The organism is Nordella sp. HKS 07 (assembly GCF_011046735.1).
GTDB lineage: Bacteria > Pseudomonadota > Alphaproteobacteria > Rhizobiales > Aestuariivirgaceae > Taklimakanibacter.
Genome location: NZ_CP049258.1, coordinates 3,111,901 through 3,125,248 on the forward strand (window position 1 = coordinate 3,111,901; position 13,348 = coordinate 3,125,248).

9 protein-coding genes and 1 pseudogene are annotated in these 13,348 nt (G+C 64.5%); 4 read left to right on the plus strand and 6 right to left on the minus strand.

Annotated features, from left to right (window positions below):
• The first annotated feature begins 104 nt into the window (after positions 1-104).
• Positions 105-3,269, plus strand: coding sequence for an SEL1-like repeat protein (locus G5V57_RS14645; protein ID WP_165168208.1), 3,165 nt, complete (start codon positions 105-107; stop codon positions 3,267-3,269).
• 198 nt (positions 3,270-3,467) lie between these two features.
• On the plus strand, positions 3,468-3,905 hold the full coding sequence (locus G5V57_RS14650) for a DUF3429 family protein (RefSeq protein ID WP_165168209.1): 438 nt from the start codon (positions 3,468-3,470) through the stop codon (positions 3,903-3,905).
• On the opposite strand, the gene pdeM is transcribed toward G5V57_RS14650, so the two are convergent.
• Complete coding sequence (gene pdeM, locus G5V57_RS14655; RefSeq protein ID WP_165168210.1) at positions 3,898-4,581, minus strand: ligase-associated DNA damage response endonuclease PdeM; 684 nt, start codon at positions 4,579-4,581, stop codon at positions 3,898-3,900. The two genes, G5V57_RS14650 and pdeM, sit on opposite strands and share 8 nt — an antisense overlap.
• Positions 4,574-7,063, minus strand: coding sequence for a ligase-associated DNA damage response DEXH box helicase (locus G5V57_RS14660; RefSeq protein WP_165168211.1), 2,490 nt, complete (start codon positions 7,061-7,063; stop codon positions 4,574-4,576). Before G5V57_RS14660 ends, pdeM begins: the two co-directional genes overlap by 8 nt.
• A 107-nt stretch (positions 7,064-7,170) precedes the next feature.
• On the opposite strand from G5V57_RS14660, the gene G5V57_RS14665 reads away from it, so the two are divergent.
• The gene (locus G5V57_RS14665) at positions 7,171-8,496 is read left to right on the plus strand and encodes an MATE family efflux transporter (protein WP_165168212.1); all 1,326 of its coding nucleotides are present in this window, start codon (positions 7,171-7,173) and stop codon (positions 8,494-8,496) included.
• Positions 8,497-8,499: 3 nt separating this feature from the next.
• Here the strand turns inward: G5V57_RS14665 and G5V57_RS14670 are convergent, their stop codons facing one another.
• From G5V57_RS14670 to G5V57_RS14685, 4 genes are all read right to left on the minus strand, one after another.
• On the minus strand, positions 8,500-8,913 hold the full coding sequence (locus G5V57_RS14670) for a tellurite resistance TerB family protein (RefSeq protein WP_165168213.1): 414 nt from the start codon (positions 8,911-8,913) through the stop codon (positions 8,500-8,502).
• 98 nt (positions 8,914-9,011) lie between these two features.
• Positions 9,012-9,191, minus strand: coding sequence for a helix-turn-helix domain-containing protein (locus G5V57_RS35245; RefSeq protein ID WP_371744824.1), 180 nt, complete (start codon positions 9,189-9,191; stop codon positions 9,012-9,014).
• Positions 9,113-10,027 carry a hypothetical protein gene (locus G5V57_RS14680; RefSeq protein ID WP_165168214.1) on the minus strand — a complete coding sequence of 305 codons (915 nt, stop codon included), beginning with the start codon at positions 10,025-10,027 and terminating at the stop codon, positions 9,113-9,115. Before G5V57_RS14680 ends, G5V57_RS35245 begins: the two co-directional genes overlap by 79 nt.
• A 176-nt stretch (positions 10,028-10,203) precedes the next feature.
• On the minus strand, positions 10,204-11,328 hold the full coding sequence (locus G5V57_RS14685; protein WP_165168215.1) for a linear amide C-N hydrolase: 1,125 nt from the start codon (positions 11,326-11,328) through the stop codon (positions 10,204-10,206).
• A gap of 461 nt (positions 11,329-11,789) precedes the next feature.
• On the opposite strand from G5V57_RS14685, the pseudogene G5V57_RS14690 reads away from it, so the two are divergent.
• Positions 11,790-13,340 (plus strand): annotated as a pseudogene (locus G5V57_RS14690) (amidohydrolase).
• Positions 13,341-13,348 lie beyond the last annotated feature (8 nt).

Below are 13,348 nucleotides of genomic sequence, written 5' to 3' on the forward strand. Positions count from 1 at the left end.
GCTTAACGGAAATTTTACCTAAAAAGTTAACTTTTAGGGGGCAGTAGTGGACGCCATCCGCTGCTGTGGGGGTCGAGACGCGGACCAAGAGGGTGAAAAACGGGATGAAGCCGGGAATTCCATGGAGCGTAAAGGGCATCGACAGCGAGGCCCGCGAGGCGGCCAAGCATGCCGCGCGCCGTTCCGGCATGACTTTGGGTGAATGGCTGAATACCGTCATCCGCGAGCAGGCCGAGGAGGGCGACCCGCAGCCGGCGCCGCGGCGGCCGACGAAGCCGCAGTCCCGCAATGCGATGCAGGACATCCAGGATAAGCTCGATCATCTGTCCGACCAGCTGACCCGCATGGTGCACCAGGAGCAGGACACCGCCGCCGGGCGCTATTATGAGCGTTCGCGGCCGGCCCAGGATCACGCGCTGGCCGATATCCTCGCGCGGGTCGAGGCGGGTGAGCGCCAGACGGCTGAAAATCTTGCACAATTCAGCGAACGCCTGGAAACGCTCGGCGACAGATTTGGCAAGGGCGCCGACAGATTTCCGACCAATCCGGAAGACGTGCCGGGCTATCGCTCGCTCGAGACGGCGGTGCGCAACATCGTCGATCATATCGAAATGAGCGAGCGCAAGACGCGGGAGACGCTGAAGGCGGTGCAGCAGCGCCTCGACGACGTCGCCTATACCGCCACCGCCCCTATCGACAGCGACCGCCTGCTGGCCGACGCGCCGGTGATCACGCGTCTCGAGAATCGCATCGCCGATCTGACCAACAGGGTCAGCGGCCATCGCGAGACCGCCGAGGAGGAGCTGCACAAGCTCGTCCAGGGCGAATTCGGCAAACTCGCCCAGCGCATCGACCAGGTGAAGCAGGCTTCCGAGTCCGCCGCCCAGCGCGCCCAGAGCCAGGCCGTTCAACAGGCCCAGAAGGAACAGCACGAATTCGAAAGCCGCATGCTCGACTTCCTGAAGGAGCAGCAGGCTGCCGCGCAGCGCCAGGATGGCGGCGACATCGGCCGCCTGCGCGCCGAGATGGAAAGCCTCGGCCAGCGCGTCGACGACCTGAAGGCACAAGCCGCCTCCGAGCATGATTTGCGTTCCCTGCGCGTGGTGATCGAGCAGCTTTCCGCGCGTGTCGCGCAGGGGCCGGATCTGAGACCGCTCGCCGACCTCGACCGGCGCCTGACCGAGATCACCAAGTGGCTGGAGCAGGGCCGGGGCGATCAGGTCGGCACGCAGATCGCCGATCTGGAAAAGCGCGTCTTCGATCTCGACAACCGGATCGCCCAGGCGATGCAGCAGGATCAGACGGCCCAGGCCTGGGCCGGCATCGAGCGGGAATTCGCCGGCGTCTCCGGCCGTCTCGCCAATACGGAGCAGCAGCTCCAGCATATCGCGACGCTCGAGCAGTCCATCCACCAGCTCTATGAGAGCATGGAGCAGAGCCGTAACTGGGCTCGCGACATGGCCGAGGACGCCGCCAGCCGCATGGCAAGCCGTCTCATGCAGGAATGGCCGGAGCGCGCCCAGACGGCTGCCGAGCCGTCACCGGAATTGCGGGCGCTCGAAAGCGCGCTCGCCACGGTCAGGAGCAATTACGAAGCCGCCGACCAGCGCAACCAGGACACCTTGGGCGCCGTCCACGAAACGCTCGAGCAGATCGTCAGCAAGCTGACCGAGCTCGAGCAAGTGCGCGAACAACCAGTCGCTCAGGCCGCGCCGGCTTTCGCCGCGCCGTTCCCCGAGATCCCGACCGAGCCGGCGCCGGCCCAGGCGTGGCCCGATCTGCGGGCCGACACGGCCGCTTTGCCCGACCAGCCGCTCGAGCCGCAGAGCGCTGCCGCCCGGGCGGAAGCAGCACAAGCCCCGATTCAGGACGATTTCATCGCCGCCGCGCGCCGCGCCGCCCAGGCCGCCGCCCAGCAGGCGCCCGGCCCCTCGGCCGCGAGCTTCCTCGGCCGCAAGAAATCGAAGGAAGCCGGAGCCAAGGCGTTTTCGCGCTTCTCGCTGCGTTTCCGCCGGAAAGAGAAGCCGGCCCAGCCGGCGAGCTCCGCCACAGCCACAGCCACGGCAACGCCAGCGGCGACGTCCAAATCCGCCGATGCCGGCAAGCGCCGTCGGCTGATCCTGATCGGGCTCGTGGTTCTGGCCGCTGCGGCGGCGCTGGCGTTCAATACGCTGGTCAACAAGCCCAAGGGCACTGCACCGACCACGCCGCCCGCCGTCGAACAGCCGAAATCCGGCAGCTGGAACAGTTTCGAGCATCTCAACCGCGCTCTCGCCAAGTCCGACGCCATGCTCGGTACCGGCATCTTCGCCAGCTCGTTGCCGGGCGCGACCAAGGCGGCCGTGGACGAGATCACCATAACCGACGCCGATGCCCTGCCGGCCGCCATCGGCACGGCAAGCTTGCGGCAGGCCGCACTCGACGGCGATGCGCGCGCCGCGTTCATCATCGCCAGCCGTTTCGCTGACGGCAAGAAAGTGCCGCAGGATCTCGCCGCCGCGGCGCGCTGGTTCGGGGCCGCCGCCGCCAAGGGACTGGCGCCGGCGCAATATCGGATGGGTGCCATCCTCGAGCGCGGTACTGGTGTTCCGCTCGATGTGGAAGCGGCACGCCAGTGGTATGAACGGGCGGCCGCGGCTGGCAATGTGCGGGCCATGCACAATGCCGCCGTGCTCTATGCCAATTCGCGTTCAACCAAGGGCAAGTATGAGAATGCATCGCGCTGGTTCGCCGAAGCCGCCGCCCATAATCTGAAGGACAGCCAGTTCAACATGGCGCTCCTCTATGAACGCGGACTAGGCGTCGGCCAGGATCTGGGGGAAGCCCTGTTCTGGTACACGCTCGCGGCCCGCCAGCAGGATGCCGACGCCGCGGCCAAGGCCAAGACGCTCGAAAACACACTTCCCCAGAAGGTGACCGCCGAGGTCAAGGCGCGGCTCGCCGGCTGGACCCCCAAGCGCGACATCGAAGCGGCCAATGTCGTGGCGGTATCCAACCCCGATTGGCAGGATCGTCCGGCCGCCGCCGCCTCGGCGAAATTCGATCTGCCGATGATCGGCGCGGCGGTCACCACCGATACCGGCGCCAATCAGGTTCTCGAGGCCCAGCAGCTTCTCAACCGCCTCGGCTTCGATGCCGGCGAAGAGGATGGCGCCATGAGCTCCCGCACCAAGAACTCGATCCGCCTATTCGAGCTGCAATCGGGCATGCGCCTTACCGGCGATGTGACGCCGGAGCTCCTGGCCAAACTCAAAGCCAAGCTCGGATAGCGTCTGCTCAGGGGGGACCGGTTTCCGCCCGATCGGGCGCCGGTCTCAAGCCACTTTTCGGCCAGAAGGTCTGCTAGAGCAAATCCCGCCAAAGTTGGAGACTTTGGCGATGAGGATTTGCTCCAACATATTGATTTGGCGTGAATCCTTTTCGGCGAAGTGATTCCACTTCGCCGGGATGCGCGCTAAGCTCCCTCCATGCCGATGGGGTCCGCCATACCGCGACCGCTGCGTTTCGTCTTGGCGCTTGTGCTCTTGCCTTTTCCAATCCTGCTGGTCCTGGTCTGGATGTCGCAGGCGGGAATGGTGATGGCGTTCCAGTCCTATGCGGCGCTGGTGCTGGCCTTGTTGGGCGGCGCCCACTGGCTGATAGCGACAGGCCCCTATGGCAGAGCCCGCATCGCCGCCGAAGGCTTCTCGGCCGTGGCGGCGCTGATCGTCGCCTGGGTGGCGCTTCTGGTGCCGACGGACTTCGGTCTGATGATCCTGATCGCGGCCTATCTTCTCCTGATCCTGCGCGATACGCTGCGCGCCGAAGCCACTGGCCTGCCGGACTGGTTTGCTACCCTGCGCGCCTATGTCGCCGCCGGTGCAGTCGTGACCGCGATCCTGACGCTGATCCGCGTCTTCAGTTGATCCGGCCTGCCGGAAATCGGTGGATCGCCTTGCCGCCGATCATCCACACATCGAACTGGCCGTCCGGGAAGATCGCCTGGAAAGGCGCCGTCTGAACGCTCAGTCCGCCGGTGAAGCTGCCATAGGCCGGCATCACGAGGCGGCGCTCGTGGCCGATGAAGCACTTGCGCCTTAGCGATCGACCGCGCTGCGCGAGCGAGGCGGCGGGATGCAGATGCCCGGCGATCTCGCACTCCCCTTCCGACAGCGCGCCCGGAATATGGCGCAGCGTGATCGGGCCGAGCGCGATCTCCTCGGCGAAATGCCCGCCCAGCGCCTTGGGCGGGGAGGGGTCGTGATTGCCGGCGAGCCAGATCACGTCGATCCCGCGCGTAAGCCGGGCCATCTCGGCGACATCGGAGGGATCAATGCGCAGATGCGCGTCGTCGTCATGGAAGGAGTCGCCGAGCAGGATGAGACGTTTCGGCCGGGCGGCGGCGAGCGAGAAGGACAGATGCTCGAGGGTCGCCCGCGTGTCGTATGGCGGCAGATGGACGCCGCGCCTGGCGAGCGAAGAGGCCTTCTCGAGATGGAGGTCGGCGACGAGCAGAGCGTCGAAATCCGGCACATAGAGGGCGCCGGCGAGATCGGGCAGCAGGTCAAGTCCGCCCAGCTGTATGGATGCCGCTCTAGACAAGGCGCATGGCCTCGTCGATGAGTTCATCTTCGGCTTCGGCGAGAAGAGCGTCATCAGCCTCGCCGTAAACGGATTCTCTGCCGATCTCAAGCATCACCGGCACCGCGAGCGGCGACACCGTATCGAGCGCCCGGTGCACGATCTGACCCCTGATCCGTTTGAGCAGCGCCCCCAGCCGGTGCACGTCGATGAGCCCATCCGCCGCATCGTCCCAGGCAGCGCGCAGCAGCAGATGCTGGGGCTCGTGACGCCTAAGTACGTCATAGATGAGATCGGAATTCACCGTCATCTGCCGTGCCGTCTTCTCCTTGCCGGGCCAGCGCCGCTCGATCAGCCCGGCGATGATGGCGGCGTTGCGGAAGGTGCGCTTCATCAGGTTCGATTCGGCGAGCCAGGCGTCGAGGTCGTCGCCCAGCATGTCCTCGCCGAAGAGCTGGCCGAGATCGAGCCGGCCGGTCGAGATCATCAAGGAGACGTCGCGCAGGCACCAGACGACGAGCGCATATTCGGAAGCGACAAAGCCCATGGGCTGCGCGCCCATGCGCTCGAGCCGGCGCGTGAGCAGCATGCCGAGTGTCTGATGCGCGAGCCGGCCCTCGAAGGGATAACACACCATGTAATGGCGCTGCGCCCGCGGGAAGGTCTCGATCAGCATCTGGCGGGGCGACGGGATGATCGACTTCCAGCGCTGTACCGAGAGCCAGTCGCGCACCTGTTGCGGCAGTGCCGGCCAGGACTTGGGATCGGCGAGCATCCGGCGCACGCGCTCGGCCAGATAGGTCGAGAGCGGGAACTTGCCACCGGCATAGGAGGGAATGGCGGGATCGCTCGCTTGCGTGCGCGAGGCGAGCGCGCCGAATTCATCGAGCCCTTCGAAGCGCAGCACCTCACCGCCGAAGAGGAAGGTGTCGCCGCCGCTGAGCTGGCTCAGGAACCATTCTTCCATCTCGCCCAGTACCCGCCCGCCGGTGACGACGCGCCGCCCCAGGCGCTTCTTGATGCTGGCGAGACGGACCTTCAGCATCTCCTCTTCGACGATGGTGCCCATATTGAGCCGGTATTGCTGGGCGAGGCGCGGATGGGCGAGGCGCAGCTCGCCATCGCCCCAGGGTTTCAGTTTAGCGTAGCGTTCATAGGCCTTGAGCGCATAGCCGCCATTGGTGACGAATTCGACAGCGCGGTCGAAATCCTCGCGCGTGAGATGGCGATAGGTCCAGGCGGTCCTGATCTCGGCGAAAAGCTGATCGGGATGGAAGGGGCCGGCGCAGGCGCGGCACAGAATATGCTGGGCCAGGACGTCGAGTTTGAGGACGGAAGGATATTCGGTGTCCTGGGCGCCTTCGCCGGCAGCCTGGCGCGCCGCCTCGCATTCGAGCACCTCGAAGCGGTTGGACGGCACGAGGAGCGCCTGCGAGGGCTCATCGAGGCGATGATTAGAGCGGCCGATGCGCTGGAGCAGGCGGCTTGATCCCTTGGGCGCCCCGACATGGATGACAAGATCGACATCGCCCCAGTCGATGCCGAGATCGAGCGTCGAGGTGCAGACGACAGCACGCAATTTGCCGGCCGCCATGGCCGCTTCCACCTTGCGCCTCTGTCCGACATCGAGCGAGCCGTGATGGAGCGCGATCGGCAGATGGTCCTCATTGGCCGACCACAAGGCCTGGAAGGTCATCTCGGCTTGGGCACGCGTATTGACGAAGACGAGCGTCATGCGCGCCCGGCCGATCGCTTCATAAATCTCCGGTATCGCATAGCGGGTCATGTGCCCCGACCAGGGTACCCGCTCGGCCGATTTGAGAATGCTGATCTGCGGCGCCGCCCCGGCCTTGCCCATCACGAGCTCGGCGAGCCGGCTTCCCTCTTCTTGCGGTGTCAGCCATGCCCTGAGCGCATCGGGATCGGCGACGGTGGCGGAAAGGCCGATGCGGTGGATCCGGGGCGCCAGACTTCTGACGCGGGAAAGCGCCAGCGACAGGAGAACACCGCGCTTCGAGGTGACGAGGGAATGCAGCTCGTCCAGCACGATGGCGCGCAGGTCCTTCAGCATATGCGCGGCACCCGGATCGGCGATGAGCAGCGAGACCTGCTCGGGCGTCGTGATCAGGATGTCGGGCGGCTTCTCGCGCTGGCGCTTGCGGCGCGAATGCGGCGTGTCGCCGGTGCGCGTCTCGACCCTGACCGGCAGGTTCATCTCTCTGACCGGTGTTTCGAGATTGCGCGCTATATCCACGGCCAGCGCCTTGAGCGGTGAGATATAGAGGGTATGGATGCCGTTGCGCTCGGTTTGCCGGGTCAGTTCCACGAGGCTTGGCAGGAAGCCCGCCAGCGTCTTGCCGCCGCCTGTCGGTGAGATCAGCAGCACGTCGAGCCCGGCCTGGGCCTTCTCCAGCACGGCCAGCTGATGCGGCCGCGGGCTCCAGCCGCGCGCGCGGAACCAGTCGGTGAAGACTTCGGGCAGCCTGGTCGGGCGGTCGTCCATGGCGCGACCATAGCCGCATTTGGCGGCTTGCTGGTGCCAGATTTTGTCAGCAGCGCTGCAAGACTCTGACTGCGCGGCAACCAGAATCGCTCTAATAATCCAGGCCCATGCATTCCCCGCAATCGACGCCGGTCACGCATAGAGGCGTACTCGCCATTGCCGTGCCGATCATGCTGTCCAATGTGACGCAGCCGGTCATCGGCATCGTCAATACGGCGGTGGTTGGCCAGCTGCCCGGCGCCTATTACATCGGAGCCATCACCGTCGGCGCCCTGATCTTCAACTTCATCTACTGGGGATTCGGCTTCCTGAGGCTCGGCACCGGCGGCCTGACCGCCCAGGCGACCGGACGCGGCGACAGCGCCGAGCTGGTCGCGGTGCTGATGCGCTCCCTCATCATCGCCGGCATCGCCGGGGTGGCGATTATCCTGCTGGCGCCCTTCATCGGCAGGCTCACCTTCAGCCTCATCAACGGGTCGGAGGAAGTGGAAAGCCATGCCGCCACCTATTTCTACATCCGAGTCTTTTCCGCCCCCTTCGCGCTGACGAGTTTCTGTCTCATCGGCTGGTTCGTCGGGCAGGGCCGCGCCCGCGTCGCCTTCCTCCTCCAGGTCTTTCTCAATCTCACCAATGGCGCCCTGAGCCTCATCTTCGTGCTGGGGCTTGGCATGACGTCCGATGGCGTGGCGCTTGCCGCTCTCATTTCCGAGGTCTCGGCGGCCCTGCTCGGCCTCTTCATCGCCTGGCGCCGGCTGCGGGAGATGGGGGCGCGCTTCGAAAGCGCCCGCGTCTTCGATCGCGCCAAGCTCATCCGCACCTTCGCCATCAACCGCGACATCATGATCAGGACCATCTGTCTCGTCCTGGTCTTTTCCTGGTTCACCGCCAGGGGCGCGCAAGCGGGCGACGTAATCGTGTCGGCCAATGCCGTCCTCATGCATTTCTTTGATTTCGCGGCTTTTCTGATTGACGGCTTCGCGCTCGCCACCGAGACGCTGGTCGGCCAGGCGGTCGGCGCCCGCGACCGTGCGCGCTTCAACCGAGCGATAAGTCTCACCTCGATCTGGCTGACGATCGCCGGGGTCTTGACCGCGGCGGTCATCTGGTTCTGCGGGCCGTTCCTGATCGATCTCATGGCGGCAGATGAGGAAGTGCGCGCGACCGCGCGGACCTATCTTTTCTGGGCCGCGTTGGCGCCCCTGACCGGCATCGCCTGCTTCCAGTTCGACGGCATCTTCACCGGCGCCACCCAGACCGCCGACATGCGCAACATGATGCTGCTCTCGATGCTCATCACCCTCGCGGCCTGGTGGCCGCTCGAGCAATATTACGGCAATCACGGCCTGTGGGCGGCGATGATCGTCTTCTTCGTGTCGCGCGGCATATTGTTCGCGCTGCGCATGCCGGCGCTGCGGCGCACGGCATTTAGCTAGTTCTTATTCAGTCTGATAACGGGCGATGGCGCCGCGCTCGAGGGCCGCGGTGACAAGCTTGTCGAGGCCCAGATGATCGCGCAGCATGGCCAGAAAGCGCAGTTCCTCCTTGCCGACCGCGAGGTCGGAAGCCGCCACCTCGACCGCCAGAGCATAGGCGGTCTCACGCAGTTTCGGCGTCAGCGCCTCGGCGGCGAGGCCGAAGACCGCCTCGAGCCCTTCCTTGTCCTGCAGGATCTCGCCGCATTCCTGCGCCACATGGGTGAGCTTCTCAGCGTCGAAGGAGCGGAAGATCGGCAATTGCTTGACGATGCGGCCGATTGCCTTGAGCTCGCGGTCGCCGAGATGGCCTTCGACGGCGGCGATCGTGACCATGACATAGATCAAGGCGTGATGTGTGCTGATGGTTTTGGTCACCGGAAACTCCACGGAAGGGCGCGATGCCGACTGGCTAGCGAGCCACGCGGACTTTGTCCAGCGCGTGGTCCGCAGAGGGGGGCAACTGAACGCGAGCTTCACCGGGGCCGGGCGAATTTGGCGAAGTGGGCCTGCACGCTGACGATATGGCGGTCGGTGAAGACGAGAGCCGATCCTTGCTGCCGGGCTTCGCTGGGCGTCATGCCGAAACGGCTTTGAAATGCCCTGAGGAACTGGCTGCTGCCCGAAAAGCCGAGGTCATAGGCGATCTTGGTGATCGAATGCGCCTGGCTTCCGCGCTGCGTGAGTTGCCGATAGGCCGCCTCGAGTCTTTTTCGCGGATTACGGTGACGACGCCGCCGTCCATCAGGAACATTCGGTAAAGATGCGCGCGCGAAACCCGGAAGCGGCGCATCAGGTGAGCCGGACCGAGGCCGGGTTCGGCGAGATTGTGATCGATGAATTCCAGGACGCGCCGGCGCAGGATGGAAGCCAGTACCGGATCATCGTACACCCTGTCGGGGACCTGGCGAGCAAGGCCTGCGGCCAGCAGAGAAATCGTCGCGTCCTCGATGGCGAGCGCGTCGGCCTCTTCCATATCCGCCGAGGCCTCCGACAGGCTCGTGATGAAATCGGACAGAAGTTTCGTGAGGGGCAAGCCGGCCTTGAGCACTGTGCCATGGAGGCTGCGCCCCGAAGCCGCCTTGTCCAGGCGCTCGCGCGGCAGGAGGATCGACAGCGTCGAGCCGGTGCTGAGATGGATCGCCAGCGGCCGGGCGAGGTCGCAGGCGTAAATGTCGCCGGGACGGATCGAGGTTGCATGCCCGTCACAGTCGCCGTCGATCGCGCCGCTCATGAGCAGTTGGACGAGGTAGAGATCGAGGCCGCTCTGCAGGATGAGACGGCGGTCGCGTCTGAGTTGCTGGCGGTTGAAGCTGGTCGGGCCGATCAGGAGCGAGGCGAGCGGGCGCGAGCGCACCGTTCCCTCGAGCGTGGGCGCATCGGCGTCTTCACGTCGCGTAGTCTCGAAGAAGGGCTGCGAGAGACTGCGCCAGAGATCGTCCCGTAAATCCGGCTCGACGAAATCCGTCGACAGAAACAATTCATTCTGCATTATCGGGGCGTCTGCCGTACCTCACCTCGTCCCGTAGCCTTAAGGTGATTTCCGCTCGACTTCAACGACCGGCAAGACTCTTTGGCGCCATGAAGCGAAATGTCGGGCAGTTCTTCGTCCGGATTTGAATCGAATGGTCGAGGGATCGGCAAGAGCCTTGCCGATCCCCGCTCAGGTTACGGCTTGGCGAAGCTCAGCGCCGGCGCAGTCATGCCGGCTTCGAGCGTCGCTTTCGCCACCGCCTTGGCGTCGAGATCGAAGCTCATGAGGTCGATGCTGCGCAGCACCGGGTCTTCATAGGTCTTCACGTAGAATTTCTTGTTGCTGAGATCGGCGACCGTCGACCATTGCGTGTATTCGAGCGGCGTCTTGGGGGCATCCTGGGCCTGCTGGTCTCTGATCCAGCCTTTGGGAATGTCGAAGTTGTTCAGGATGTGCTCGGCGAGGCGGACGCTTTCGATTCCGCTGGGCTTGCGCTCGGCGGAAAGCGTGTAGCCGAGGGCGCGGATGAAGCGCGACGGCGGCGTCGGATCGCCCGGTATGCCGAGAAGGCCCGAGCCTTGTCCGAGCGGCGCAAATTCCTGGCCTTCGACGACCAGGGGCGGGGCGTTGTGACCGGAGAGCTTCACGTAGTTTCGCAGATTGGTCAGATGCCAGTCGAAGGACGGCGAGTTCGTCATGACACCCAACGGATTGTCATAGACCTTCAATACGCCGTCGACCGGCTCGATCACCAGGGATTTGCCGCTGGCATCGTGCAGCGTGTAGTGCACCGGCGGCGCGAAGCCCATCTCGGGCTGGACGACATTGATGACGGAAATGTCGGCGAGCGCCGCCTTGACCTCATCGACGGTCGCGAAATTGGTGAGCGCCCAGGTGAGGAAATCCCACGGCGCCAGGGATTTTGCCCTATCCGCCTTGGCCGGATCGGCATAGCCCGCATAGTCCGGGAAATACAGGATGCCGCCGGCGAGGCCCTTTTCGTTCATGCCGTCCACCAGCGCCGAAACGCCGAGAGCGTTGAGGCCGACGGCGGCATATTTGCTCTGCCAGGTCATGGCCGGCTTGCCGTCGGCGCCGATCGAGTTCAGGGCATAGTGACGCGGCACCACGATGAAGGAGGATTTGAGCGGCATGGCGAATTCCATGGTGCGGCCATAGACCGCGCCATTATCCGTGGTGCGCAGCAGGAAGCTGGTGCAGGCCAGTGCCGACTGCGTTGCGATCGCCGTTGCGGCGATCATCGCTAAACCGCCACGAACGAGCTTGCGCCAGGACTTTCCTTGCGTGAGTTGTGTCATCGTCAGATTACCTTGAGACAGAATTGAGAAACTGCGCGGCACAGATCGCCTCGCGCTGGGTGCCTGTTAGCACCCGGGAGCTGCGTGGGCGATAGGCTGAGTGTCTCATTTATCCCGGCGCGCCGTCTCAATGCCCATCTGAGACCGTGAGACTCCTGGCATAGGGAAATGAGACGTGGCGTGAAGCGGCCTTCGCGCGATTCATGCAGCCTCGCGGCGGGTTTTCGCACGGTTTTCCAGGATCGCGCATCACACTGACAAGGAATGTAACCATGTGTCTCGCATGCAATCCCGGAATGGTGGCGGTCCTCAGGAACGCGGCCTCGCGCCGTGACTTCCTCAAATATATGGGCGTTGCGACCACGTCAGCCATTGCCGCTACGGCACTTGCGTCGCGCCGGGCATTTGCCCAGGCCGGCGATCCCGCGGATGTCATCTTCTCGGGCGGCCCTGTTCTGACCATGAACGACAAGGCGCCGCGTGCGGAAGCGCTCGCCATTCGCGGCGACCGCATTTTGCTCGTTGGAAGCAAGGCGGAGGCGCAAGCAGTGAGCGGACCCAAGACACGCGTCGTCGATCTTAAAGGCCGTACGCTGATGCCGGGCTTCGTCGAGCCGCATATGCATTCCACCTTTGTCGTGTTTGACGACTGGATCAATGTCAGTCCGATCATCATCGCGAATTTCACCGACGTATGGGCCAAGTTGCGTGAGGGTGTCGCCAAGGCCAAGGAAGGCGAATGGGTCCGCGCCCAGCAGTTCGATCCGAGCATCACGCAAGGCGCCAGGATCCCGTCGCTCGACGATCTCGACAAGTTGGCGCCGAACAATCCGTTCTTCATGCAGGAGAGCAACGGTCATATCGCCTATGCGAACAGTGTGGCGCTGAAGCTCGTCGGCATCAGCCGCGACACGCCTGATCCGTCGGGTGCGCGCTTCGTGCGCGATGCCAACGGCGATCTGACCGGAAGGCTCGAAGAAATGGCGGCGCAGGTGCCGTTCATCGACAAGATGCCGCAACCGCCGGCGACGGAAATCCAGGGGCGCATGCGCCGTCTGATCGGCCTCGCCTCTTCCGTCGGCTGCACGACGCTGCATGATTGCGGCGTCGGTCTCATGGCCGGCGTGAATGATCTGGCATTGCTCGATGCGGTCACGGCGGACAATTCGCCCGCCCGCTATCGCGGCTGATCTCCACGATCATGGACGACTGGGAGAAGATGGGGCTGAAACCCGGCCACGGCAATGACATCTTCCGTCGACGGTATCAAGGCCTGGGCCGATGGTTCGAACCAGGCGAAGACCGGCTATCAGCGCGAGAACTATATCGGCACCGACAGCCGTGGCGCCTTGAATTACAGCCTGGAGCAGCTGATCGAAACCATTGGACGCGCGCATAGGGGCGGCTGGCAGGTCGGCGTCCATGCCAATGGCGATGCCGCCATCGATACGACGATCGAGGCCTATGCGGCCGTGTTGAAGGACGCGCCGCCGACGGATCTGCGCCATCGCATCGAGCATTGCAGCATGCTGCATGCCGACCAGATGGAGAAAATGCGCGAGCTCGGTCTGTCGCCGTCCTTCCTGATCGGCCATGTGCGCTGGTGGGGCAAGGCCTTCCAGGACCGCATCTTCGGTCCCGAAAGGGCGCGTTTCTACGATCCCTGCGCGTCGGCGCTCGCCGCCGGCCTCAAGATCTCTCTCCACTCGGATTGGAACGTCACACCGATCGAGCCCTTGCGTTATGTCGAGGATGCCGTGACCCGCGTGATGAACGAGGGCGGTGACGTGTTTTATCCCGAGGAGCGCATCCAGGTGGAAGCGGCGTTGCGCGCCGTGACCATAGACTCGGCGTGGCATTGTCACATGGACGACAAGGCCGGCAGTCTCGAAGCCGGCAAATTCGCCGACCTGGCGATACTCGAGCAGGATCCGACGGCGGACGCCGTGGCCATCAGCAAGATCAAAGTCAGCGAAACCTGGATGGCCGGCGAACAGCGGCATTCGGCCTAATTGGAGAG